Consider the following 24337-nt stretch of genomic DNA (forward strand, 5'->3'; position numbering starts at 1 on the left):
GCCTGTGCTCCGGCGGCTGCCCAGGCGCCCGCGCGGCAAACCCGCACGGGCCGGACGCCTCAGGGCCGGGGTCACTAAGGTCGGGGAGGAGATCTCCACCAGTGCCGGGAGGAAGCATGCGCGAGCGCCGCGAGACCGTCACCGTCGCCGACGGCGGGTTCGACATGGACGTCTGGGTGCCGGAGGCGGGCCGCGGGCCCGGCCTGCTGCTGATCCAGGAGATCTTCGGCGTCGGCTCCTACATCCGCAAGGTCGCCGAGGACCTGGCTGGGCGCGGGTACGTGGTGGGCGCGCCCGACCTGTTCTGGCGGCTGCAGCGCAACTGGGAAGCCGAGCACGACCAGGAGGGGCTGGCCGGCTCGCTTCAGCTCGTCGGCCGGTTCGATTTCGAGACCGGCGTGGATGACGCCGAGGCGGCGCTCGGCGTGCTGTCCGGCCTGCCGGAGGTCGCCGGCGGCGCCGGGCTCCTCGGTTTCTGTCTCGGCGGGTCGCTGGCGTACACGCTGGCGGCGCGCACCCGTCCCGCGGCCGTCGTGTCGTTCTACGGATCCTCGGTCCACGACACCCTGCACCTGATCGACCGCATCGAGGCCCCCGTCCAGTTCCACTACGGCGGCAAGGACCCCTACATCCCGCGGGACAAGGCGGCCGAGGTCGAGCGGGCGGCGGCGGGGCGCGACCACCTGGAGGTGCACGTGCAGGAGGACGCGGGCCACGCCTTCCACAACTTCGAGGCGCCGATGTTCCACCACCCCGAGGCGGCGGAGGCGGGCTGGCGGCTGGCCATGGACTTCCTGGCCCGCCACCTGCCCGTCCGCTGAGTCCCCGCCGGGGCGCCGGCTAGGGGATGAACCGCTCGTCGGGGACGCAGTGGGTCATCTTCAGGCCGGTGACGTCCCGGGGGCCGTTCTTGCCCAGGTTGGACAGCCGTTCGCGGTCCTCGTCGGTGAGGTCCTGGCTCGCGAGCGGCTCCAGGTGCGCCACGTCCTCCGGCCCGATGCCGAGGCCGGAGCCGACGCGCAGGCCGAGGTCGTCCTCGACCAGGAGCAGGTGCCAGACCATCCGCTCCTGGACGGCCCGGTCGCACTGGGCCAGCATGGTGGTGAGGTTCAGCACCAGGTCGTCGCGCTCCCACTGCTCCAGGAGCAGGTAGCGCTGCCCCGCCTGCGTGTAGTCGTTGGTCCGCGGGATGCGCTTGCGGGTCACCCGTCCGCTGATGACCGGGCCCTGCTCGTCGTGCGAGGGATACTCCGCCTCCCGGAGCCCGCCGGTGATCGAGGGCTCGTAGTTGACGTGCGGGTTCTCGCCCTGGCCGTCGACGTGGTAGGTCATGAGGCCGTCGCGCTGGTTGGTGCGCACCTGGGCGTTCTTCGCCTGGTTCACCGGGAGCTGCAGGTAGTTCGGCCCCACCCTGTACCGCTGGGTGTCGCTGTAGGAGAAGGTCCGGCCGATCAGCATCTTGTCGTCGGAGAAGTCCAGCCCGTCGATCAGCACTCCGGTGCCGAAGGAGATCTGCTCGTTCTCGGCGAAGAAGTTGGCGACGTTGCTGTTGAGCACCATCCGCCCGACCGGCAGCGCGGGGAACCGGTCCTCCGGCCACACCTTGGTGTCGTCCAGCGGGTCGAAGTCCAGCTCAGGGTGCTCGTCGTCGCTCATGATCTGCACCAGCAGCTCCCACTCGGGGTGGTCGCCGCGGTCGATGGCGTCCTGCAGGTCCTTGGTGGCGTGGCCGAGGTCGCGGCTCTGGACGACCGCCGCGTCCGCCGCCGTCATGCTCCTGACGCCCTGCTTGGGCATCCAGTGGTACTTGACCAGGTGGGTCTCGCCGCGCGCGTTCACCCACTTGTAGGTGTTCACGCCGAATCCCTGCATGTGCCGGTAGTCGGCGGGGATGCCGCGCGGGCTGAACAGGTTGACCAGCATGTGCATGCTTTCGGGCGTCTGCGACATGAAGTCGAAGATGCGCCTGGGCTCCTGCCGGAACGTCACCGGGTCCGGCTTGAGGGCGTGGATCACGTCGGGGAACTTGATCGCGTCTCTGATGAAGAAGACGGCCAGGTTGTTGCCCACCAGATCCCAGTTGCCGTCTTCTGTGTAGAACTTCACCGCGAAGCCGCGCGGGTCGCGGGCCGACTCCGAGGAGTCCCGGCCGCCGATCACGGTGGAGAACCGCACGGCGACGTCCGTGCGCTTGCCCGGCTCGCTGAACGGGACGGCGCGGGTGTACCGGCTGATGGGCTCCTCTCCCAGGTAGCCGGTGGCCTCGAAGTAGCCGTAGGTCGTGATGCCGCGCGCGTGGACGACGCGCTCGGGGATGCGTTCCCGGTCGAAGTGGCTGATCTTCTCCAGGAACTGGTAGTTCTCCAGCGTGGCCGGTCCGCGCGCGCCCACCGTCCGCTGGTTCTGGTTGTCGTAGACCGGGTGGCCTTGCCGGTTGGTCAGCACCGGGCGCTCGTCACCCGGCTGGGGACCCTTGCTCGACACGTCCGTCATGACGACGGCTCCCTCCGTTGGCGGTCGGTCGTCCACCCCTATCCGCGTCACGGCAAACTAAGCCCCTTGCCGGGTCAAATGTCCGCCGTGCGAAGATCAGCGGGTCGAACGGCTTCCGGCGGGGCGGGCAGGTTTCCCCGACGACGCGCTGCGGCGAGTGCGCTCACCCGCCCAGACAGGCGCCGGCGCGGGTGATCTCGGCCCGCATGTTGCGCTCCATCATCCGCACGGCCGCGTCGGCGAGATCGCCGTGGATGTCGGCGACGCAGTCGCGGGGGATCTCGATCGCGTAGTGGCGCACGTAGGCGTCCAGCGCGGTGTACAGAATGCACTGCTCGGTGACCTGCCCGGTCAGGATGACCTTCTCGACGCCCTGGTGCTGGAGCAGGTACTCCAGGGACGTGCCGAAGAAGGCGCTGTGCCGCACCTTGGGGAGGAACGCGCAGTCGTGCGGGGGCAGCAGCGGCTCGACCAGGTCGGGCCGCCTGCCCTTGCGGGCGCGGTCCTCGATCTCCTCCCGGGAGGCGGTGAAGTCCCCGTGGTTGTCGTTGACGTAGACCAGTTCGACGTCCTCGCGCCCATGGGCCCGCCGCACCAGCCCGGCCAGCGGCGGCACCACCCGCTCGGCGCCGGCCTCCAGCAGTTCGACGTCCTCGTGCGCGTACGGGCTGAGCATGTCGATCACAAGGAGCGCGGTAGTCGCCATGTCTCCCTGCATGCCCAGCCAACCCACCAGAACACCCGTGACGCCGTGCATAGATGACGTAGATCCTCGACGATCGATCACACTGTCTAGACGAGATGTAGTAGATGTACTACATTTAATGCCATGAGTACTGCAGTCGAGGACCCGCGCGAAACGGGTCGCCAGCGCGGCCTCCAGGCGCCGTCCCGGAGGACCGCAGCGCGAGGAGAGCGCCGCGATGTCCGGTGAAGACGTCTACAACCGCATCTCCATGCTGCGCGCGGAGCGCGGGGTCTCGCGCAAAGATCTGGCCGCCGCGCTCGGCGTCCACTACCAGACCATCGGCTACCTGGAGCGGGGCGAGTACAGCCCCAGCCTTCACCTGGCGCTGCGCATCGCGGAGTACTTCGACGTACCGGTGGAGATCGTCTTCTCGCTCACGCCGTTCCCCCGGCTGGGCAGTGAGGTGGTGAAGTGATGAAGCGAACCGAAGAAGAGCGCTTCGAGGCCGCCCGGCGCGGCGTGCCGCTCTTCTGGTACGGCACCCGCAGGAGCCGGCGGCTCACCGTCCTGCTCGGCGCCGCCGCGCTCGGGCTGCTGTACGTCAGCGCGGTCGTCTGCTGGTTCCTCGGGCCGGGCGACCCGGCGATGTGGACGACGTTCGCCCTCGCGGCCCTGTGCATGGCGATCGGCGCGTGGGTGTTCTGCGTCCTGTACGTCGCCTCCGGCGGCGCGATCGGCGTGGCGCGGCACAAGCTGGACGAACGCCAGCTCACCGAACGGCGGCTCGCCCACGCGGCCGCCCATCGCGGCACGGCCTACCTGCTCGGGATCACCGTGTTCCTGGCCCTCCAGATGGACGGCGACGCCGACCATTTCCTCCGCCTGCCGACTCCGACGGTGTTCCTGTGGCTGTACGCACTGTTCTGCACCCACCTGCTGCTCCCCCAGCTGACGGCCGGCTGGCGGCTGCCCGACCCGCTGACCGAGGAGGACGAGGCCGGGGCGGGGGCCCTGGCCTGACCGGCGGCCTCAGTGGACGGCCGGGGCGTAGGCGGGGGCCGGGCGGGGGCGGCGGGATGGGCGCCAGGTGGTCAGCATCGCCAGGGCGAGCAGCAGTTCGGCGATGTCGCCGCCGTAGTACATGATCTCGGCCGCGCCCTGCCGCTCGGCGGCGGGCGCGTCCAGGCCGGGCAGCAGCCCGGCGTACATGAGCTGCGAGAGGGCGGCGTGCGCGGCGATCGCCACGCCGAGGACGACCAGCCGACGCGGCACCGGCGGACGGCGCGGAGCCGGGTCCGGCCCGGCGATCACCCAGGCGAACAGGCAGCCGGCCGCCACCACGTGCGCGTGCACCAGCACGTGCAGCGCGGGGCTGCCGCTCGCCGCCCGGTACAGCGGCGTGGCGTACAGGACGGCCAGGCCGCCCAGGTTGAGCGCCGCCGCCGTCCACGGGCCGGCCACCGCGTGCAGGTACCGGCTCCTCAGCACGGCGGCCACCGCCCGCCGGCCGCGGGGCGCCGCCGAGCGCAGGACGAGCGTCACCGGGGCGCCGAGGACCAGCCCGAGCGGCGCCAGCATGCCGGCGAGAAGGTGCTGGATCATGTGCCCGCGCAGGTCGTGCGCGGCGAGCGTGGCCACCGGCGGCAGGAACGCGGCGGCCAGCAGGACGGTCCCGGCGAGGAAGGCGGCCGTCCGGCGATGGCTCCAGCCCCGGGCCTCCCGGCGCCGCCGCGCGGCGGCCAGGGCGTAGCACCCGGCCGCCAGGACGGCCACCATCACCGGCAGCAGCGCCGCCACACCCCCGTGCGCCCCGGCGCCGTGACCGTGCATGTCGTGCGGGGACACCCTCACGCCCCCGCGTCCGGGCCCGCCGACCCACGGCGGATCCGGAGCCGGACGAGGCTCATGCCCTCTCCTCCTGGCCGGCCGGTTCCCGGCACAGGTCCACCGTGGTCGCGCCACGGGCGAGAAGCCACCCCCCTGCCATCAGGACGGCGCCGAGGGCGAGGAACCACAGGTCCCACCAGGTCTGGTACGGGCCGGCGCGCACGTGGTGGATGCCGAGGATGTGGTGGTCGACGATGCCCTCGACCAGGTTGAACAGTCCCCACCCGACCAGTCCCCAGCCCCACAGCTCGCGCGACCTCCACACCCTGCCGCGCGAGCGGGTGACCCGCGAGTACAGCAACCCGAGGCCCGCGAGCACGGCGACCCAGGTGAACACGTGGAACAGCCCGTCCCACAGCGTGTTCATCCGCAGTCCGGGGACGGTCTGCGGCGAGTAGTACCGGATCCCGATGTTGTCGGTGTCGGTGCTGCTGAGCATGTGGTGCCACTGGAGGACCTGGTGCAGCAGGATGCCGTCGACGAAGCCGCCCAGGCCCACGCCCAGCACCACGCCCGGCAGGGCGAGGCGCCGCCTGCCGCCGGCCGCGCGGGCCGGCCCGCTCGTCGTCATGGCTCCCCTGTCCGTCGGCCGCCGGAGACCTCAGGGGCCGGCCTCGCCGGACCCTCCACCGGGCTCCCTGCCCCGAGGCGGTCCGGGTAAGCGGGACTTGATCATGTGCTTGCCCGGGCGCATCCCCCGGCGCCGGTCACAGGTCGCGGCGGAAGATGACGACCAGCACGCGCAGCGCCAGGATCGAGGCGACCACCAGCAGGTTGTAGGCGAACAACTGGTAGAGGCCCACCTGGGCGGTCACCTTGGGCCCGCCGTCGACTCCGAGCAGGAGCACCGCCATGATCCCGGCGGTGGCGGCCAGCACGGTCAGCAGCACCTGGTGCAGCATGCCCGTGACGTGCGTGCGGTCGCGTTCGTCGGCGAACAGCCGCACGTTCACCGACAGGCGGCCGTTCTCCGCCGCGCCGGCGATGCGCTCGAGGCGGCGCGGCAGGCGGCGCAGCATGGGCAGCAGGGCGGTGGCCTCGTCGGTGACGGCCCGGCGGATGGTCGCCGGGTCGCGCGACTCGGCGAAGTGGCGGGCGCCGAACGCGCGCGCCTCGGCCACCAGGTCGAAGCCGGGCGCGAGCGCGGTGAGCGTCCCCTCGACGGTGGCGAGAGTACGGAACACCGCCGCCACCTCGGGCGGGACGGACAGGCCGTGCCCGGAGACGATGCCGAACAGGTCGGTGAACATCCGGGCGCCGGGCGTGGCACCCGCGCCGTTCATGTGGCGGGCCATGAAGCGGCCGAGCTCGCGCTCCAGCCGGGCCTCGTCGATCTCGTCGGGCCGCGGCACGACCTCCAGCAGCGCGTCGGCCACCCCGAGCGGGTCGCCGCGGTCCATCGCCAGCAGCAGCCGCTGGAGCGAGGCGCGCAGCGAGCCGTCCAGCCGCCCCACCGAGCCGAAGTCCAGCAGGCCAAGGCGCCCGTCGGCGAGCAGCAGGATGTTGCCGGGGTGCGGATCGGCGTGGAAGACCCCGTCCACCATGATCTGCCGCAGCAGGGTCCCGAGCAGCGTGCGCGCCAGCGCGCCCGCGTCCGGCGCCCCGCCCGCGTGACCGTCCCCGGCCTCCCGCGCGCCGCCCGCGTGACCGCCCCCGGTCTCCCCCGCCCGGCCCGCGTGACCGTCTCCGGCCTCCCCTGCTCCGCCCACGTGACCGTCCCTGGCGTCCCGCGCCGTGCCGGTGGCCGCACCGTCGTGCCCCGCGCCACCTGCGGCCTCCGCGCCCGCCGTCCCCCAGGCGTCAGCGTCAGCGGCGTCGCCGCGCCGCGACGCCGGGGCGGCGGTGTCGAGCGGCGTGCCGTCCAGGCGCTCCATCACCAGGACCCGCCGGCCGGACAGCGGCAGGTGGGGGGCCGGGACGTGCACCTCCGCGTCGCGGGAGGTCGCGGCGACGGCGGCCATGTTGGCGGCCTCCACGCGGAAGTCCAGCTCCTCGCGCAGCGCCTCGGCGAACCCCCGCGCGAGGTCGCGGACGCCGATCGCGCGCCCCCACCGCGTGCGCGCGGAAAGGGTGAGGGCCAGCCGCGCGACGATGTCCAGGTCGCGTTCGACCACCTCGGTGATGCCGGGGCGCCGCACCTTCACCACCACCCTGTCACCCGAGCGCAGCCGCGCCGCGTACACCTGGGCGATGGACGCCGAGGCGAGGGGCCGCCGCTCGAACTCGGCGAACACCTCCTCCACCGGGCCGGGCAGCTCCTCGGCCAGTACGCGCTCGACCTGCTCCCACGACGCGGGCGCCGCCCGGTCGCGCAGCAGCGCCAGCTCGTCGATGAACTCGGCGGGCAGCAGGTCGGGGCGGGTGGACATGATCTGGCCGAGCTTGACGAACGTGACGCCGGCCTCGTCCAGAGCCAGGCGCAGGGACCGCGCCACCCGCGCCCGCCCTCCGGCCCCGTCGTCGGGGCGGCGTCCGCGCAGGTACGGACCGAGCCCGTGGCGGGCCAGGATGCGGACGATGGCGAAGTACCGGCGCGATCTGGCGGCCCTGCCGCGCAGCGACCGCGCCAGCTCGACCGGACCGGGCAGCGACCCCGCGGGCACGAGAGCCTCGGCCACCGCGAGGAAGACCATCGCCGCGAGCAGCGCGCACGCCACGGCCAGGATCAGGAACCACAGCGGGGTGAGGCTGGAGTCCTGCGGGGAGACCGACCCCGCCAGCGCCTGCATGATCGGACCGGCCAGCAGGAACGCCAGCGCGCCGGCGAGCAGGCCGCGGACCACTCCGAACCGCAGGTTCAGCAGCCGCCGCGCCGCCACGGCGAACGCGCCGATCATCACCAGCACGGTGACGGCGATGACGATCGTGATCCCCACGTCCACAGGCGGCCTCCGCGCGGTCTGTCCACCGGCCCGTGGCGACGCCCACGACGGCCGGGCCGACACTATCGCGGGCTTAGGCGGCATTTCCTCGGATATACGCGGAAGATCCACCCGACCGGCAGAAGGTCCCGGCCCGGCCGGCAGGGCAGAATCGGTCGTGCCCGGGATGTCGGCCGTGGGGTGTCCCGACCGGATTTGGGAGTCGCCCGGGCGGTGAGCGAAGGAGGCCGGCCGGTGCGCGCGGTGCAGTATGACGGGTTCGGCGAGCGGCCCGAGGTGCGGGAGGTGGCCGATCCGGCGCCGGGGCCCGCGGGGGCGGTGATCCGGGTCGAGGCGACCGGACTGTGCCGGAGCGACTGGCACGGGTGGATGGGTCACGACCCCGATATCCAGGAATTTCCGCATGTGCCTGGGCACGAGCTGGCCGGGGTGGTCGAGGCGGTCGGCCACGACGTACGGGCGTGGCGTCCCGGCGACCGGGTCACCACCCCGTTCGTCTGCGCGTGCGGGCGCTGCCCCGCCTGCGCGGCCGGAGACCACCAGGTCTGCGAGAACCAGACACAGCCCGGGTTCACCCACTGGGGGTCCTTCGCCGGCTACGTCGCCATCGGCGACGCCGACGTCAACCTCGTCCGCCTGCCCGACTCCATGTCCTATCCGACCGCCGCGAGCCTCGGCTGCCGCTTCGCCACCGCCTTCCGCGCCGTCGTCGCGCAGGGGCGGGCCGCGCCGGGCGAGTCGGTGGCGGTGTACGGCTGCGGGGGCGTCGGGCTGTCGGCCGTGATGATCGCCGCCGCGGCCGGGGCCCGCGTCGTCGCCGTCGACGTCTCTCCCGCCGCCCTGGAACTGGCCACCCGCTTCGGCGCCGCGCACACCGTCCTCGTCCCGCCCACGCCCGCCGAGGGGCAGGACGGGTCCGCCCAGGTACGCGAGATCACCGGCGGCGGCGCGCACCTGACGATCGACGCCCTGGGCAGCCCCGCGACCCTCGCCGCGGCCGTGGAGAGCCTGCGGCGCCGGGGACGGCACGTCCAGGTCGGCCTGCTCCCGCGGGCCGCCGGGCACCCGGCCGTTCCGATGGACCGCGTGATCGGGCTGGAGCTGTCGATCCTCGGCAGCCACGGCATGGCCGCGCACGCCTACCCGCCCATGCTGGCGATGATCGCCGACGGCCGGCTCAGCCCCGACGCGCTCGTCACCCGCACGATCACCCTGGAGGAGACCCCCGAGGCCCTGGCCACCATGGCCACCGGCCCGGCCGGAATCACCATGATCGTCCCTGCCCGCCCATGACCCCAGCACGGCCATCCCCGCCCGCACACGACCCCGGCACGGCGGTCCCGGCGCTCCCCGGACACCGGTGACAACCCCTGGGACGACGGCGCCCCTCGCGCGGCGCGGGCGGCCGCGCGGGCGTGCGGGCGGGGGGCGGGCGGAATCGGCGGCGCTCGATTTCCCGTCTTCGGCCCCGCGGATCGAAGACGCGCAGCCCCTGCTCCACCCCACGTGTAGGCCGAACCGGGCCTCTGGGCGTCCACATCCGTGCGGTCGCGTGGCGGTGGCGGTCGTCCGAACCTGGTAGGAAGGTATCCACGCCTGCCCTGAAACCTGCAGGCCGAGGGAGTGATCATGCAGTTTGGTGCCGATCCGCAAGCAGGATTGGTCGTGTTCTCCAGGGGTGGCAACAGCGCGATCGTCGTCGAGGCGCAAGGTGAGCTCGACTACCGTTCCGCGGTCATCCTGCGCGACGAACTCGGCCGTGCCTGGAGCATGCCTGGAGTGACGGCCGTCATCCTCGATGTCGCCGGGGTCACGTTCTGTGACTCGGTGGGGTTGAGCGAGCTCATCGCCGCCCTGCACCACAGCCAGGCGGCCGGGCAGGGCTTCATGCTCAGCGGTGTCCAGGGCACGCTGCTCCGGGTGCTGACCATCACCGGGCTGCGCGCGGCGTTCGACACCTACGAGAGCGTTGACGACGCCATGCTCCGCGTCTCCCCCTCCGGGGGTGGAGCGACGGAAACCCTTGATCCCCTCGGCCTGGCGGGCGCCACCGGCCCGCACCTCGGCGGCGCGGTCCCCATGGACACCATCGGCCCAGGTCAGGCGGACGACGTCCTCACGAGCGTGAGCGGAGCAGGTCAGGGGGACGACGCGTCCACGGTCGCGGGCGTGCTCCAGCAGGCCGACGACCTGCCGCCTCCCGACTCGGCCTCCCCCATCCCCCCTCCCCAAACCTGACCAGCCGCCTCCCACCCGGCCTCCAGCGACACACACCAGGCCGCAGGGCGCACCCCGTGTCCAGACAGAACCCAGAGGACACCCCCCAGCCCGAGCGCGTTGCCCTTCAGTCCTGGGTGGACCTTCCCCCGGACGGCACGCCGCCAGCCCGGGAAAGGCCACCTTCCTCAGCCAGGAGCGTCACACCCCCGCCAGGAAAGACCCTCCCCCGCAGGGCACGCCGTCGACCGGAGGAGCCCCACCTTCTCCGGGCGGACGCGTCACTCTTCCCGCTTGGATGGATCTTTCCCCCGGCGCCGGGGCGGCGGGATGGTGGGCGGTGGATCCGGCGCCGTCGTACGGCGGGCGACCGGTGCACCTTCGCGGTCGTCCTAGAGGCGCACCTCGTACTCGGGGGAGCGGCGCCGGCCGGGCTGGCCGGCGGTGACGGTGGGCTCGATCTTGCGGATGTAGCCGGCCGCCTCCAGCAGGTCCAGCGCGGGCACCATGGCCGCGACGCGCTTGAACCGGCGGGCGAGGCGGCGGAAGATGTCGCGCCGCCGGAACCGCTGGGCGCCGGTCCTGCGGATGCATTCGAGCACCGCGCGCGCGTCGTCCGGTAGGGCGTCATCGGATCGGGCGGGCGGGGTGACCGAGATGATCTGCATCCGGGAGGCGCTCTCGTTGCGGATGCGCGAGATCTCCAGGATCAGATCGTCCAGGTCCACCAGCATCCGGGTGGCGGCGCGGAAGCGCTCGAAGTCATCCTGGATCAGCAGCAGCCGCTCGGCTTCGTCACGCATGGCTGAATAATGTCATTTGTGGCATTAATGTCAACACATTCGCGAAGCCCTACTTAACCGGATTTTCGCGGCCCTCCTCAAGGTTGTCCCAGCATGCGGCGTAGCACGCCCGTAAGCTGCCGCGACTCCTTTTCGGAGAACCCGTCCAGCAGCCGCGTGACCGCCTGCCCGAAGATCGGGAGCGAGCCGCGGCGCGAGCGCCCTCCCCGAGGCGGTCACCTCGATCACGATCAAGGGACGGTTCCGGAAGCGGTCAGGTGCGGGTGCCGGTGGAGGCGTCGGCGAGCGCGTAGGCCAGGGCGCTGTCCAGGTCCAGCTCGCGGCCAAGGGCGAAGGCCGTGTCGAAGTCGCGGTCGCCGAGAACGGCCCTGGCCCGCGACTCGGCCTGCTCACGCAGGCCGTCGGCGCGCGGCAGGCACAGCCGCAGCCCGTAGCTGCGCTCGACCAGTTCGCCGCTGCCGAGCAGTCGCGCCGCGCGGTCCATGTCGCCGAGGCCGGCGGCCGTGCGGGCCAGGCTCGCCAGCACCATCGCCATGCCGTGGCTGTCGTGGACCAGCCATTTGTGGCGCAGCGACGCGCGCGCGTACCGGTCGGCCGCCGCGTAGTCACCGCGGTCGGCCTCGATGAGACCGCGGACCCACTCCCCCGACGAGCGCACCCAGATGTCGCCCCGGGAATCGCACAAGGACGCCTGCAGGCGCAGGCAGCCGAGGGCCCGGTCCGACCTGCCGAGCCGCATGAGCGCGTACGCCTGCCCGGTGAGCGCCATCGCCAGGCCGGCCCCGCGGTCGCCGCCCTGCTCGTGGGTCCCACGCGCTCGCTCGTACATCGACAGTGCCTCTGTGACGTACCCCCAGCGCAGGCCGGTGTTGGCGCAGCAGAGGATGCCCCAGCCCGCCGCGGCCAGGTCGTCGTGGGAGAACGCCTGCGCCATGCACTCGGTGGCCAGGTCGTTGGCCTCGTCCAGGTCGCCCTGCAGGTCGGCGAGCCACGCGCACGCCCACAGCGCGCGCGACAGCGCCCGCCCCGAGGGCTGGACCAGCTCCAGCGCCCGCCGCAGGTGGCCACGGCCCTCCTCGACCAAGCCGCAGGCCAGCCACAGGTAGGTCAGCCGTCCCGCGAGGTCGAGGCCGGCGGTGTGCTCGGCCGGCTCGGCCAGGCAGAAGCCGAGCGCCTCCCGCAGGTTGGGCAGCTCGCGGCGCATCCGGGTGTACCAGGACACCTGCTCGGCGCCGAACCACTCGGCGTCGAACCGCCGGGCCAGGTCGAGGTAGTGGTCGCGGTGGCGGCGCCGGACCCCGGCCGTCTGCCCCAGCTCGCGCAGCCACCCGGCGCCGTACTCGCGGATGGTGTCGAGCATGCGGAAGCGGACGGCCGCGCCGGCGTCGACGCGTGACACCACCGACGCGTCCACCAGGGCGAGCAGCACGTCCTCGACGTGCTCGCGGCCCAGGCCGGCGCCGACCTCGTCCTCGGCGTCCGCACACACCTCCTGCGCGGCCGCGAGGTCGAAGTCGGCCGGGAACACCGACAGCCGGGCCCACAGCAGGCGCTCCAGCGGCTCGCACAGCTCGTGGCTCCAGCCGATCGCCGTGCGCAGCGTCCGGTGACGCGCCGGGCCGGGACGGCGGGTGTCGGACAGCAGGGCGAAACGATCGCCCGCACCGGCCGCGACCTGCTCGAACGACAGTGACCGCAGCCGCACGGCGGCCAGCTCGATCGCCAGCGGGATGCCGTCCAGCCGCCGGCACAGCCGCGCCACCTCCGGGGTGGCCGCGAACCCGGGCACCAGCGAGGCGGCCCGGTCGGTGAACAACGCCACCGCCCCCCTCGGCCCGCCCCCGGACGACGCCGCGCCCCCGCTCGACCCACTCCCGGACGAACCCACGCCCCCGCTCGACCCGCTCCCGGACGACGCCGCGGCCCCACTCAGGTCGCCCTCGCCGTCCGCGTCCGTGACCAGAGCGCCCGCGTCATCGGACGGACCGCCGCCCCGCCCCGCGTCCCCGTCCTGACCGGACCCGCCGTCTCGCGCGCCGCCGGCCCCGGTCGGACCGGACGCGCCGTCTCGCACGCCGCCGGACGCGGTCAGGCCGGACGCTCCGTCTCGCGCGTCGTCGGCCCGTAACGGGCCGGGCCGGCCGTCCGGTGCGCCGCCGGCCGGCGCCGTGTCTTCGCCGTCCTCGCCCGGGCCTGGCTCGCCCTCCACCGGCAGCGGTTCGACCTCGAAACGGGCCTCACCGAGGACGCCGAGCACGCGACGGCTGGTGGCAAGGACCCGGACTCCGGGCGCGGCGGCCAGAATCGCGCGCACGGTCGCGGCGCAGGCGTCCGTCAGGTGCTCGCAGGTGTCCAGGACGAGCAGCGTGCGCCGCCCCGCCAGGAACTCGCCGAGAACGGCGACCGCCGTGTCGCCGGGCCGGGCGCCCACGCGCAGCGCCGCGCGGATCGCGTCGCCGACCATCTCGGGGGCCCGCAGCGAGGACAGCTCCACGAACCACGCGCCGCCGGGGAAGCGGCCCGCCACCTCGCGCGCCACCCGCGTCGCCAGCCGCGTCTTGCCGACCCCGCCCACGCCTGTGAGCGTGACCAGCCGCGACTCCCCCAGCATGCGCGCGATCGCGGCCACCTCACGACGCCGCCCCACGAAAGTGGTCATCTCGACCGGTACGTTGCTCGTGTATGCCTCGGCGGGCACATCCATGGCCAGCCCCACGTCGCCTCGGCTCCAGATGCCCCGCAATCGTAAATCAGTCCGTCCCGAATGCACAGATCGACTTTCTCGGTTCACTGCGCCGGAGGCGAAATACTTCACCCGGCGGCCGTCCCCGTACCCTCGGGTTCAGGTCGTTTCTCCCGCCCCTATACGCGGGCCTATCCGAGAGGTGAGAATCACCGGATGAGGCGTTCGCGGGCTCGGATATTCACCCGGCTGGCGGTGATCGCGACCGGTCTGGTCATGGTGGCGCTCGGAGTGGCGCTCCCCATGGCCGGTCTGGACGACGCCGACAAGTACGCCAGCGTGCTCGGCGCGTTCACCGGAGTCGCCGGGCTCGCCCTGTCGGCCTACGGGGTCGTCCTCGCCCGGCGTGCCCCCGCGGAGGCCCCCGCCCAGGAAGGGACGTCACCGCCTCCGGAGCCGGACTCCGGCGCGGGCCGGGTGCGCAACAGCGTCAGCGGCACGGTGCACGGCCCCGTCCTGCAGGCCGACACCTTCACCGGCCCTATCACCATCGGCACTCCGCGGCCCTCCCCGCCCAGCGACGAGGCGGCCGACGAGCGGGAGGGCCCTGCCCGGTAGGCGGCCCCGGTCTTTGGACGGATCGGTGCTTCGCTCGCCATGGAATACCATCCGCCCGCGCTTTCCGGTCGCCGGTTTCTCATGAATGCGGTCTGGCCGTCCCGCGCAATTCCCGGATCTCCGCGAGCCGTCCCTTGTACGGACGCACATGCCGCGGTCGCCGAATCAGGGAAACCGCCGCCCGGTGATCTTCCGGAACTCCTCACGCGCGCGCCCGGAGAACCGAGTTGTGGCCGACCGGAGGCCGGCGACCGTCCAGGGGCGAGGGTCGGGCGCCGGGACGGAATTCCCGAGCGGCGGGGCGGCGGCGGACGCCTCGGCGAGGCGGCCGCGGAGGCGGTCGCGGATCTCTTCGGGGGTGTAGGCGCGGCGGCGGCGCTCGGCGCGGACGATGACGGCTCCGGAGGCGGCGACGCCCGCGAAGGCGGCCAGGCCCAGTATCTTCCACCAACGCATGTCCACAGGCTAATGGGAAGAGGAGTGGAATGTCCGGCGTGAGCATCGGCCTCGACGAGGCGCTCGACCTGACCCGCACCGGCGACGTCTGGCTGTTCCGCGGCCGGTCGGCGCCCGACCGGGCCATCCAGGTGACGACCAACAGCCCGGTGAACCACGTCGGCATGTCCGTGGTCATCGATGATCTGCCGCCGCTGATGTGGCACGCCGAGCTCGGGCGGTCGCTGCCCGACCTGTGGTCGGGCACGAACCAGCGCGGTGTCCAGCTCCACGACCTGCGCGACGCCGTCACGGTGTGGGCGACGAGGTACGGGCAGCGCGCGTGGCTGCGCCAGCTCGACCGCCCGGTCACGCGGGACATGGAGGACGCCCTGCTGCGCACCATCGCGCGCCTGGACGGCACGCCGTTCCCTTCGACGGCGCGGCTGGCGGGCCGCTGGCTGCGCGGGCGGCTGCCGGCCGTCCGTCGCGTCCGGGAGGCGGCGCTGGAGACCGCCTACTGCGCGGAAGTGGTCGCGGCGACGTACCAGGACATGGGTCTACTCCCGGCCGGTCGCCGCCTCAACTGGTACGACCCGGGACGTTTCTGGAGCGGCGACGATCTCGAGCTGGCCTCCGGCGCCCGGCTGGGCGGCGAGATCCCGGTCCGCGTCCCACCCGCCGCCTGACCAGGACGGCCTGGGAACGCCACCTCGGAACACCTCCTGTCATCGCCGAGGCCACTCATGCCCGGCGAGTTAGCAATTTTCAGGAAATTTCTGAAAGGCATTGCATAGATCTGAGCGACTGAGTAACTTCCGGGCAACAACCCTGAAATACGACACGCGGAGGCCCTTGTGGTCCGGCCACTCCCCCCACGGCCCGCGAGAAGGTCGCCCGTCCGCGGGCCGGCCCGCTTACCGGTGGCCGCGGTCCTCACAGCGCTCCTCTGCACGGCACCCCTGGCCGTCGTTCCCCCCGCCGCCGCGGGCTCCGCAGGCTCCGCCGCCACCGCGGCCTCCTCCGCCGCCGTGGCGTCCGCGGGTTCGCCCGGCGTTCCGGCCGCCGCGAAGGCGCTGGTGTCGCCGCTCAGCCGGACGGCGGAGCCCTCCGACAAGGACCTCGCGCGCGACGCGCCGCGCACCCGGCTGACGCGCGAGCGGTTCTACTTCGTGATGACCGACCGGTTCGCCAACGGCGACCCGGGCAACGACAGGGGCGGCCTGACCGGCGACCGGCTCGCCACCGGGTTCGACCCGGCCGACAAGGGCTTCTACCAGGGCGGGGACCTGGCCGGGCTGCTCGGCAAGCTCGACTACATCAAGGGCCTGGGCAGCACCGCGATCTGGCTGACCCCCGCGTTCAAGAACCGCCCCGTGCAGGGCACGGGCGCCGACGCCTCGGCCGGGTACCACGGCTACTGGATCACCGACTTCACCTCGATCGACCCGCACCTGGGCACCAACGCCCAGATGAAGCGCCTCGTCCGCGAGGCCCACGAACGCGGCATGAAGGTGTTCTTCGACATCATCACCAACCACACGGCCGATGTCGTCGACCACAAGGAGAAGACCTCCACCTACCGGTCCAAGGCCGCCTATCCCTACGTCGACACCTCCGGCCGGCCCTTCGACGACCGCGACTACGCGGGTGGGACCACCTTCCCCAAGGTCGACGCCGGCTCCTTCCCCTACACGCCGGTCGCGGCCAAGGGCGTGAAGACCCCGGCCTGGCTGAATGACCCGACGATGTACCACAACCGGGGCGACTCGACGTTCAGCGGCGGCGAGACCGACGAGTACGGCGACTTCTCCGGCCTGGACGACCTGTGGACCGAGCGTCCCGAGGTCGTCAAGGGCATGACCGACATCTACCGGACGTGGGTCCGCGAGACCGGCATCGACGGCTTCCGCATCGACACCGCCAAGCACGTCAACATGGAGTTCTGGCAGCGGTTCTCCCCCGCCCTGCACGAGTACGCCGCGAAGCGCGGCCAGGACCGCTTCTTCATGTTCGGCGAGGTGTACTCCGGCGACCCGGCGGTGACCAGCCGTTACTCGACGCAGGGCGGCATGGACGCGACTCTGGACTTCCCGTTCCAGGAGGCCGCGCGGTCCTACGGCGGCGGCACGGCGGACGCCTCCCGGCTGGCCCGCCTCTACGCGGGCGACGACTACCACACGACCGCCGACCGCGACGCCGCCTCGCTGCCGACCTTCCTCGGCAACCACGACATGGGACGCATCGGCCGGTTCGTCGCCCAGGACGCCCCGGGCGCGACCGACGGCGAGCTGCTGCGGCGCGACCTGCTCGCCCACGAGCTGATGTACCTGACGCGGGGCCAGCCGGTGGTGTACTACGGCGACGAGCAGGGCTTCACCGGCAAGGGCGGCGACAAGGATGCACGGCAGTCCATGTTCGCCTCGAAGACGCCGAGCTACCTGACCGACGACCTGATCGGCACGACCGCGACGCACGCGCAGGACAACTTCGTCCCCGCCCATCCGCTGTACCAGGGGATCGCGGCGCTGGCGAAGCTGCGGGACGCCCACCCCGCGCTGGCCGACGGCGCGCAGATCGAGCGCCTTGCCACCGGCGGCCTGTACGCCTTCAGCCGCATCGGCGCCAAGGAGCAGGCCGAGTACGTCGTCGCGGTGAACAACGCCGAGACGCCCGCCTCGGCCGCCGTGCCGACCTACTCGGCGGGCATGGGCTTCACCCGCGTGTACGGTGAGGGCCCCGCGACGGCGGCCACCGGCGCCGACCGCGCTCTCCGGGTCACCGTCCCCGCCCTTTCTGCGGTGGTCTACCGCGCCTCCGGCAGGCTCGCCGCCCCGGCCACCGGGCCCGCGGTGTCGATCACGCTGCCGGGCTCCGAGATCGGCGGCACGGCGGCCGACGGGCGCGTCCCGGTGACGGCGACCGTGCCGGGCGACGGGTTCGACCAGGTGACCTTCGCCGCCCGGGCCGGCGCGGGCCCCTGGAAGGTGCTCGGCACCGACGACGCCCCCGCCGTGTCCGGCGCGGGCCGCACGTTCCGGGTGTTCCACGACCTCACCGGGCTGGCCGCGGGCACGAAGGTCGCCTACAAGGCGGTGGTGAAGGACTCGGCCGGCCGGTTCGCCGCCGCCTCCGCGACCGCCACCGTGGCGGCGCCGCCCACCCCGGAGGAGCCCGGGACGCTCACCCGCGACTGGCTCATCGTCCACTACCGGCGCGCGGACTACGACGGCTGGGGACTGCACGTGTGGGGCGATGTGGAACAGCCCACCGAGTGGGGGACGCCGCTGGCGCTGGCCGGCGAGGACTCCTTCGGCCGCTTCGCCTGGATCAGGCTGAAGCCCGGCGCGGCGAGCGTCGGCCTCATCACCCACAAGGGCGATGCGAAGGACGGCGGCGACCGTGCCGTCGACCCGCGCAAGACGGGCGAGGTGTGGCTGACCGAGGGCAGGCCGGAGGTCTCTTCCTCCCGTGCCGCCGCCCAGGGGTACGCGACCGTGCACTACCACCGCCCCGACGGACGGTACGACGGCTGGGGGCTGCACCTGTGGGGCGACGCGGTCGCCGACGGGGCGGGCACCGACTGGGCGAGCCCCCGCGCGCCGGACGGCGCCGACTCCTACGGCCCGTACTGGAAGGTCCCGCTGAAGGACCCGTCGGCCCCGTTGAACTACATCGTGCACAACGGCGACGCCAAGGACCCCGGCCCCGACCAGTCGTTCGTCCCGGCACTGCGGCCCGAGGCGTACGTGAACTCCGGCGAGGCCACCCTCCACCCGACGCGCGCCGCCGCGGAGAACGTGGCGATCCTGCATTACCGGCGCGCGGACGGGAACTACGACGGCTGGGGACTCCACGTGTGGAACGGGGCCGCCCAGCCGACGGAGTGGGCGGCCCCGCTCCCGCCGGCGGGCGAGGACGACTTCGGCGTGTACTACCGCGTACCGCTGGCCGAGGGGGCGACGAGCCTGAGCTACATCATCCACAAGGGCGACGACAAGGACCTGCCGTCCGACCAGTCGCTCGACCTGAGCGCCACCGGCCACGAGGTGTGGCGGCTGGCCGCCGTCGAGGGCCACCTGCTGCCGCAGCCGCCGGCCCGGGGCGCGGACGCCGACCTGTCCAAGGCCGCGGCGCACTGGATCGACCGCGACACCATCGCCTGGGACCTCCCGCCGTCCACCGCCTCGCACTACTCGCTGGCGTTCTCCGCCGAGGGCGACATCGCCTACGACAAGGGCGACCTGACCGGCGACCTGCGGCTGATCCGCCTGTCCGGCGGGGTCGCACTCACCGACGCGCAGAAGGCGAAGTGGCCGCACCTGGCCTCCTACGCGGCGCTGAAGGTCGACCCCCGCGACGCCCACCTGGTCGGGCAGGCGCTGCGCGGGCAGGTCGTCGCCGTCGAACGCGACGCGGCCGGGGTGCTGCGCACGGCGACCGGCGTGCAGATCCCCGGCGTGCTGGACGACCTGTACGCCGCGGCGGCGTCCGCCGAGCTCGGGCCGGTGTGGCCCGCCTCGGCATCCTCCGCATCCTCGGCGTCGTCGGCGTCGTCGGCGTCCCAGCTGAACGCGGCCTCGGCCTCGCCGTCGGTGTCGGTGTGGGCGCCCACCGCGCGCAAGGTCGAACTGGCGCTCTACCAGGGCCCCTCCGGCGGCGGGCGCACCGTCCACCCGATGCGCCGCGACGACGCCACCGGGGTCTGGTCGGTGCGCGGCCTGCCCACCTGGAAGGGGCTCTACTACACCTTCCTGGTCACCGTGTACGCCCCGGCGGCCGGCACGGTGGTCACCAACGAGGTGACCGACCCCTACAGCGTGTCGCTCGCGGCAGACTCGGCGCGCAGCCAGCTCGTCGACCTGTCCGACCGCGCGCTGCGGCCCGGCGGCTGGACGACGCTGCGCAAGCCGAAGGCCGTGCCCCAGGAGAGGGCGTCCATCTACGAGCTGCACGTGCGCGACTTCTCCGCCTCCGACGCCACCGTCCCGGCGCCGGAGAGGGGGACCTTCGCCGCGTTCGCCCGCGACTCGGCGGGCATGAAGGAGTTGCGCGCGCTCGCCGCGGACGGGCTCACGCACGTGCACCTGCTGCCCGCGTTCGACATCGGCAGCGTCCCCGAACGCCGGGCCGACCGCACCGAGCCCGAGTGCGACCTGGCCGCGATGCCCGCCGACTCCGAGGGGCAGCAGGAGTGCGTGGCGAAGACCGCCGCCACCGACTCCTTCAACTGGGGATACGACCCGGTCCACTACACGGTGCCCGAAGGTTCTTACTCGACCGACCCGGACGGGCCGCGCCGCGTCGAGGAGTTCCGTTCCATGGTCGCCGGGCTGAACGGGGCCGGGCTGCGGGTCGTCATGGACGTCGTCTACAACCACACCTTCGCCGCCGGGCAGGACCCGAGGTCGGTGCTGGACCGCGTCGTGCCCGGCTACTACCACCGGCTGCTCCCGGACGGCACGGTGGCCACCTCCACCTGCTGCGCGAACACCGCGCCCGAGCACGCCATGATGGGCAAGCTCGTCGTGGACTCCGTCGTCACCTGGGCCAGGCAGTACAAGGTCGACGGCTTCCGGTTCGACCTGATGGGCCACCACCCGAAGGCGAACATCCTGGCCGTGCGGGCGGCGCTGGACAGGCTGACGCTCGCCCGCGACGGCGTGGACGGCAGGTCGGTCATCCTGTACGGCGAGGGATGGAACTTCGGGGAGGTCGCCAACGACGCGCGGTTCGTCCAGGCCACCCAGGCGAACATGGCCGGCACGGGCGTCGGCACGTTCAACGACCGGCTGCGCGACGCCGTGCGCGGCGGCGGGCCGTTCGACGCCGACCCGCGCGTCCAGGGCTTCGGCTCCGGGCTGGCCGGAGCGCCGAACGGGTCGCCGGCCAACGGCGACGCCGGGCAGCAGCGGGCCCGCCTCCTGCACTACCAGGACCTGATCAAGGTCGGGCTGTCGGGCAACCTGCGCGACTACCGGTTCACCGCCTCCACCGGGGCGCAGGTCACCGGCGCCCAGGTCGACTACAACGGCTCGCCCGCCGGGTACACCGCCGCGCCCGGCGAGGCGGTGAGCTACGTCGACGCCCACGACAACGAGACGCTGTTCGACGCGCTCGCCTACAAGCTCCCGCAGTCGACCTCGATGGACGACCGGGTGCGCATGCAGGCGGTGGCGCTCGCCTCGGCGCTGCTGTCGCAGGGCACGGCCTTCGTGCACGCCGGCAGCGAGCGGCTGCGCTCCAAGTCGCTCGACCGCAACTCCTACGACTCCGGCGACTGGTTCAACCGGCTGCTGTGGGACTGCTCGGCGGGCAACGGCTTCGGCGCCGGCCTGCCACCGAAGGCCGACAACGAGTCCAAGTGGCCCTACGCCCGGCCGCTGCTTGCCGACCCGGCGCTGCGGCCCGGCTGCGCGGCGATCGGCGCGGCGCGGGCGCGGTTCGGCGAGCTGCTGAAGATCCGCTCCTCCTCCCCCGCGTTCTCGCTCGGCTCGCTCGCCGAGGTGCAGCGGCGGCTGTCCTTCCCGGTGAGCGGCGCCGGCGAGACGCCGGGCGTGGTCACCATGCACCTGGACTCCTCCGGCGCCGACCCGCGCTGGAAGTCGGTCACGGTGGTGTTCAACGCGACGCCGGACACCCAGGCGCAGATCGTCCCCGCGCTGAAGGGCGCGCGGGTCGCCCTGCACCCCGTCCAGGCCGCCTCGGACGACCCCGTCGTCAGGCGGTCGGCCTTCGACCCCTCGACCGGCACCCTGACCGTCCCGGCCCGCACGGTCGCGGTCTTCGTCCGGTCGTGAACCCCTCCCCCCTGGAGGCCCCACGTGAGATCGTGCGATCCCCCCGCTCCCGCCCGCTCCGTCCGCGCTCCTCGCCCCCGCCGCGCCGGGCTCGGTTCCCTCGCCCTGTCCGCCGTCCTGACCCTGCTGACGGCGTCGGCCGTCGTCCCGCTGACCGGCGGCCCCGCGCAGGCGGCCCCCTCCGGCGCCAAGGACGTCACCGCCAACCTGTTCGCCTGGAACTGGCCCTCGGTCTCCGCCGAGTGCACCAACGTGCTCGGCCCGGCCGGGTACGGAGCGGTGCAGGTGTCGCCGCCGCAGGACTCCCTCAAGCGGGCGGGCGCCCACTCGTGGTGGGAGCTGTACCAGCCGGCCGCCTACGACCTGACCGGCAGGCTCGGCAGCCGTGCCCAGTTCTCGGCGATGGTGCAGGCCTGCCACGCGGCCGGGGTCAAGGTCTACGCCGACGCCGTCATCAACCACATGACCGGCCAGGGCTCGGCCTCCTACGGCGGGAGGACCTTCTCCAAGTACAACTACCCGGGCACCTACTCCTCGGCCGACTTCCACTACTACCCGGGCGCCTGCGGCAACTCCGACGGCACCATCCACGACGGCGACTACGCCGGCAGCGCGCGCAACGTGCAGCAGTGCGAGCTGTCCGGCCTCGCCGACCTGGACACCGGCGCCGGCTACGTGCGCTCCCGCATCGCCGCCTACCTCAACGACCTGGTCGGCCTCGGCGTGGACGGCTTCCGCGTGGACGCGGTCAAGCACATGAGCCCCACCGACCTGGCCGCCATCTACGGGCAGGTCACCGGCTCGCCGTACATCGTCCAGGAGGTCATCTACGGCGCCGGCGAGGCCGTCCAGCCCGGCCGGTACACCGGCCTCGGCGACGTGCTGGACTTCCAGTACGGGCGCTACCTCAAGCAGAAGTTCGAGGGGAACATCTCCGAACTGCAGACCTTCGGCGCCACGTGGGGCGGCATGCAGCCCGGCGACAAGGCCGTCACCTTCGTCGCCAACCACGACACCGAGCGCAACGGCTCCACCCTCACCTACAAGAGCGGCGCCGCCTACACCCTGGCCACCATCTTCCAGCTCGCCTGGACGCACGGCGCGCCGCAGATCTACGACGGGTTCACCTTCAGCGACAACGACGCCTCCCCGCCCTCGGACGGCAACGGCTACGTGACCGCGGCGAACTGCTCCAGCGGGTGGACGTGCCTGCACCGCGACGGCGCCGTCAACGGCATGGTCGGGTTCCGCAACGCCGTCCGGGGCACCTCGGTGGCCAACTGGAGCGCCCCGTCCGCGAGCGTCATCGCCTTCAGCCGCGGCGACAAGGGCTGGGTCGCGATCAACAACGGTTCCTCGTCCTACTCGGGCGCCTTCGCCACCGGCCTGCCCGCCGGCACCTACGCCAACCTGACCGGCGGCGGCTCGGTGACCGTCGGCTCCGGCGGCACGGCCGCCGTCACCGTCCCCGCCAAGAGCGCGGTCGCCATCCGGACCGGGGCCACCACCACGCCGCCGGCGACCGTCGCGACGTCGTTCAACGCGAACGTGACCACCACCTGGGGGCAGAACGTCTTCGTGGTCGGCGACCTCGCCGAGCTGGGCGCGTGGAACCCCGCCGGCGCGGTGGCGCTGTCGTCGGCGTCCTACCCGGTGTGGCGCGCCACGGTGGCCCTGCCGGCGGGCACGGCCGTCCAGTACAAGTACATCAAGAAGAACCCCGACGGCTCGGTGACCTGGGAGAGCGATCCGAACCGCTCCTTCACCACCCCGGGGAGCGGCACCGCCACCCGCGACGACACCTGGCGCTGACCCCGCCCGGGGCGCGCGGCCGGGTCAGGCGGGCGGACGTACGAGGGACCCGGCCGGTCGCGCCAGGCGGCCCAGGTGCGCGCGGCCGGGTCAGGCGGGCGGATGTACGAGGGACCCGGCCGGTCGCGCCAGGATCGCGGCCAGCTCGGCCGGCCGGGCCAGGTGCGGGAAGTGGCCGCCGCCCGGCAGGACGGTGACGGCGGCGCCCGGCAGCGCCGCCTCCAGCCAGCGCCGGTACGCCTCACCGGGTTCGCCGCCGCTCACATGGTGATAGGCGACGCCGCGCGCGCGAATCGCGTCCAGGTCGCGCGCGCGGCGGTCACCGAGGTCACCGGCCGGCGTGACCAGGATCTCCTCCCAGTACCCGAGGAGCAGGTCCTGCCGGGGGGTGGTGGCCGTCCGCAGCAGCTCCCGCGCGGACGGCGGCAGCAGGTCGATCCCCATCCCGGCGAGCAGCGACTCCCACACCTGCCCGTACCCGGGGCCGCGCAGTACGGGCTCGGCCTCGCGCAGCACCGCGGCGAACCCGTCGACGAGCAGCGGCTGGTCGACGTTGACCACGCCCCTGGTGGGATACGCGGCGGCGTAGACGGTCGCGAGCGCGCCGCCCAGCGAATGCCCGGCCACCACCGGGTCCTCGATCCTGGCCTCGGTCACCGCTGCGTGCACCACGGCGGCCACCTCGTCCAGGCGGTAGGAGGCGCGCCGGGGCGACTCGCCGTGGCCGGGCAGGTCGAAGGCCACCACCTGCCGATCGGGGTCGCGGAGCGCGAGTTCACGCAGGACCGGCCCCCACTGGCGCCGGTCATAGGTGAGGCCGTGCAGCAGGACCAGCGGCGGCCGGTCGCCGGCAATTCCCCGGCTGCCCGCGGCGAGCGCGCCGAAGTACCGTGGTCGCATATGTGACATGTCGTTCTCCCGCCCTGAGGGTGCTTTCATCTGGCAGGCGTAACTCCGGCACGAACGATTCGTTCGTCCGCGACGAACACGCCCCGGCACACCGGTGAGGCCTCCTGGCT

At 73.2% G+C, this 24337-nt stretch carries 18 protein-coding genes; 9 read left to right on the forward strand and 9 right to left on the reverse strand.

Annotated elements, in window-relative coordinates; genetic code table 11:
• Positions 1 to 116: 116 nt before the first annotated feature.
• Positions 117 to 821 carry a dienelactone hydrolase family protein gene (locus ABZT47_RS00145; protein WP_354834133.1) on the forward strand — a complete coding sequence of 235 codons (705 nt, stop codon included), beginning with the start codon at positions 117 to 119 and terminating at the stop codon, positions 819 to 821.
• A 19-nt stretch (positions 822 to 840) separates the two neighbouring features.
• Here ABZT47_RS00145 and ABZT47_RS00150 read toward each other — a convergent pair whose 3' ends face one another.
• A complete protein-coding gene (locus ABZT47_RS00150; protein WP_354834136.1) occupies positions 841 to 2493 on the reverse strand; it encodes a catalase in 1653 nt (550 codons plus the stop codon).
• 163 nt (positions 2494 to 2656) lie between these two features.
• On the reverse strand, positions 2657 to 3199 hold the full coding sequence (locus ABZT47_RS00155; protein WP_354834139.1) for an isochorismatase family cysteine hydrolase: 543 nt from the start codon (positions 3197 to 3199) through the stop codon (positions 2657 to 2659).
• A 217-nt stretch (positions 3200 to 3416) separates the two neighbouring features.
• Here ABZT47_RS00155 and ABZT47_RS00160 point away from each other — a divergent pair, with 217 nt between their 5' ends.
• Both ABZT47_RS00160 and ABZT47_RS00165 read left to right on the forward strand, forming a co-directional pair.
• Complete coding sequence (locus ABZT47_RS00160; RefSeq protein WP_354834142.1) at positions 3417 to 3656, forward strand: helix-turn-helix transcriptional regulator; 240 nt, start codon at positions 3417 to 3419, stop codon at positions 3654 to 3656.
• On the forward strand, positions 3656 to 4201 hold the full coding sequence (locus tag ABZT47_RS00165; RefSeq protein ID WP_354834145.1) for a hypothetical protein: 546 nt from the start codon (positions 3656 to 3658) through the stop codon (positions 4199 to 4201). The genes ABZT47_RS00160 and ABZT47_RS00165 overlap by 1 nt, the downstream gene beginning before the upstream one ends.
• A gap of 9 nt (positions 4202 to 4210) precedes the next feature.
• On the opposite strand, the gene ABZT47_RS00170 is transcribed toward ABZT47_RS00165, so the two are convergent.
• The 3 genes from ABZT47_RS00170 to ABZT47_RS00180 form a co-directional block, all read right to left on the reverse strand.
• Positions 4211 to 5011 (reverse strand): cytochrome c oxidase assembly protein, encoded by an 801-nt coding sequence (locus ABZT47_RS00170; protein WP_354834148.1) that lies wholly within the window; start codon positions 5009 to 5011, stop codon positions 4211 to 4213.
• A 73-nt stretch (positions 5012 to 5084) separates the two neighbouring features.
• Positions 5085 to 5639: a DUF2243 domain-containing protein gene (locus ABZT47_RS00175; RefSeq protein ID WP_354834151.1), complete on the reverse strand. Its 555-nt coding sequence runs from the start codon at positions 5637 to 5639 to the stop codon at positions 5085 to 5087.
• A gap of 136 nt (positions 5640 to 5775) precedes the next feature.
• Positions 5776 to 7950 carry an AarF/UbiB family protein gene (locus tag ABZT47_RS00180; RefSeq protein WP_354834154.1) on the reverse strand — a complete coding sequence of 725 codons (2175 nt, stop codon included), beginning with the start codon at positions 7948 to 7950 and terminating at the stop codon, positions 5776 to 5778.
• A 234-nt stretch (positions 7951 to 8184) separates the two neighbouring features.
• On the opposite strand from ABZT47_RS00180, the gene ABZT47_RS00185 reads away from it, so the two are divergent.
• Together ABZT47_RS00185 and ABZT47_RS00190 are read left to right on the forward strand one after the other, a co-directional pair.
• Positions 8185 to 9243, forward strand: coding sequence for a zinc-dependent alcohol dehydrogenase family protein (locus tag ABZT47_RS00185; protein ID WP_354834157.1), 1059 nt, complete (start codon positions 8185 to 8187; stop codon positions 9241 to 9243).
• Between the two features lie 336 nt (positions 9244 to 9579).
• Complete coding sequence (locus ABZT47_RS00190; protein WP_354834160.1) at positions 9580 to 10188, forward strand: STAS domain-containing protein; 609 nt, start codon at positions 9580 to 9582, stop codon at positions 10186 to 10188.
• 371 nt (positions 10189 to 10559) lie between these two features.
• On the opposite strand, the gene ABZT47_RS00195 is transcribed toward ABZT47_RS00190, so the two are convergent.
• Both ABZT47_RS00195 and ABZT47_RS00200 read right to left on the reverse strand, forming a co-directional pair.
• Positions 10560 to 10970, reverse strand: a complete 411-nt coding sequence (locus tag ABZT47_RS00195) for a hypothetical protein (protein ID WP_354834162.1) — start codon at positions 10968 to 10970, stop codon at positions 10560 to 10562.
• Between the two features lie 253 nt (positions 10971 to 11223).
• Positions 11224 to 13629 (reverse strand): NB-ARC domain-containing protein, encoded by a 2406-nt coding sequence (locus ABZT47_RS00200; protein ID WP_354834163.1) that lies wholly within the window; start codon positions 13627 to 13629, stop codon positions 11224 to 11226.
• 240 nt (positions 13630 to 13869) lie between these two features.
• Here ABZT47_RS00200 and ABZT47_RS00205 point away from each other — a divergent pair, with 240 nt between their 5' ends.
• A complete protein-coding gene (locus tag ABZT47_RS00205; RefSeq protein WP_354834165.1) occupies positions 13870 to 14271 on the forward strand; it encodes a hypothetical protein in 402 nt (133 codons plus the stop codon).
• Positions 14272 to 14436: 165 nt separating this feature from the next.
• Here ABZT47_RS00205 and ABZT47_RS00210 read toward each other — a convergent pair whose 3' ends face one another.
• Entirely contained in the window at positions 14437 to 14703 is a 267-nt protein-coding gene (locus ABZT47_RS00210; protein ID WP_354835430.1) for a hypothetical protein, read from the reverse strand.
• 53 nt (positions 14704 to 14756) lie between these two features.
• On the opposite strand from ABZT47_RS00210, the gene ABZT47_RS00215 reads away from it, so the two are divergent.
• The 3 genes from ABZT47_RS00215 to ABZT47_RS00225 all read left to right on the forward strand — a co-directional run bounded on the left by ABZT47_RS00215 (position 14757) and on the right by ABZT47_RS00225 (position 23318).
• Entirely contained in the window at positions 14757 to 15395 is a 639-nt protein-coding gene (locus ABZT47_RS00215; protein WP_354834167.1) for a hypothetical protein, read from the forward strand.
• A gap of 342 nt (positions 15396 to 15737) precedes the next feature.
• The gene (gene pulA / locus ABZT47_RS00220) at positions 15738 to 21506 is read left to right on the forward strand and encodes a pullulanase-type alpha-1,6-glucosidase (RefSeq protein WP_354834170.1); all 5769 of its coding nucleotides are present in this window, start codon (positions 15738 to 15740) and stop codon (positions 21504 to 21506) included.
• A gap of 24 nt (positions 21507 to 21530) precedes the next feature.
• Positions 21531 to 23318 (forward strand): carbohydrate-binding module family 20 domain-containing protein, encoded by a 1788-nt coding sequence (locus ABZT47_RS00225; protein ID WP_354834173.1) that lies wholly within the window; start codon positions 21531 to 21533, stop codon positions 23316 to 23318.
• 90 nt (positions 23319 to 23408) lie between these two features.
• Here the strand turns inward: ABZT47_RS00225 and ABZT47_RS00230 are convergent, their stop codons facing one another.
• Positions 23409 to 24227, reverse strand: coding sequence for an alpha/beta hydrolase (locus tag ABZT47_RS00230; RefSeq protein ID WP_354834176.1), 819 nt, complete (start codon positions 24225 to 24227; stop codon positions 23409 to 23411).
• Between the last annotated feature and the right edge of the window lie 110 nt (positions 24228 to 24337).

The organism is Sphaerisporangium sp. NPDC005289 (genome assembly GCF_040607455.1).
GTDB lineage: Bacteria > Actinomycetota > Actinomycetes > Streptosporangiales > Streptosporangiaceae > Sphaerisporangium > Sphaerisporangium rhizosphaerae.

Bases quoted from the DNA above. Each gene is read 5' to 3' on its own strand.
- ABZT47_RS00170 (WP_354834148.1), bottom strand. From the start codon at position 5,011: ATGCACGGTCACGGCGCCGGGGCGCACGGGGGTGTGGCGGCGCTGCTG.
- ABZT47_RS00175 (WP_354834151.1), bottom strand. From the start codon at position 5,639: ATGACGACGAGCGGGCCGGCCCGCGCGGCCGGCGGCAGGCGGCGCCTC.
- ABZT47_RS00150 (WP_354834136.1), bottom strand. From the start codon at position 2,493: ATGACGGACGTGTCGAGCAAGGGTCCCCAGCCGGGTGACGAGCGCCCG.
- ABZT47_RS00205 (WP_354834165.1), top strand. From the start codon at position 13,870: ATGAGGCGTTCGCGGGCTCGGATATTCACCCGGCTGGCGGTGATCGCG.
- ABZT47_RS00155 (WP_354834139.1), bottom strand. From the start codon at position 3,199: ATGGCGACTACCGCGCTCCTTGTGATCGACATGCTCAGCCCGTACGCG.
- ABZT47_RS00145 (WP_354834133.1), top strand. From the start codon at position 117: ATGCGCGAGCGCCGCGAGACCGTCACCGTCGCCGACGGCGGGTTCGAC.
- ABZT47_RS00160 (WP_354834142.1), top strand. From the start codon at position 3,417: ATGTCCGGTGAAGACGTCTACAACCGCATCTCCATGCTGCGCGCGGAG.
- ABZT47_RS00165 (WP_354834145.1), top strand. From the start codon at position 3,656: ATGAAGCGAACCGAAGAAGAGCGCTTCGAGGCCGCCCGGCGCGGCGTG.
- ABZT47_RS00195 (WP_354834162.1), bottom strand. From the start codon at position 10,970: ATGCGTGACGAAGCCGAGCGGCTGCTGCTGATCCAGGATGACTTCGAG.
- ABZT47_RS00190 (WP_354834160.1), top strand. From the start codon at position 9,580: ATGCAGTTTGGTGCCGATCCGCAAGCAGGATTGGTCGTGTTCTCCAGG.
- ABZT47_RS00230 (WP_354834176.1), bottom strand. From the start codon at position 24,227: ATGTCACATATGCGACCACGGTACTTCGGCGCGCTCGCCGCGGGCAGC.
- ABZT47_RS00200 (WP_354834163.1), bottom strand. From the start codon at position 13,629: ATGACCACTTTCGTGGGGCGGCGTCGTGAGGTGGCCGCGATCGCGCGC.
- ABZT47_RS00215 (WP_354834167.1), top strand. From the start codon at position 14,757: ATGTCCGGCGTGAGCATCGGCCTCGACGAGGCGCTCGACCTGACCCGC.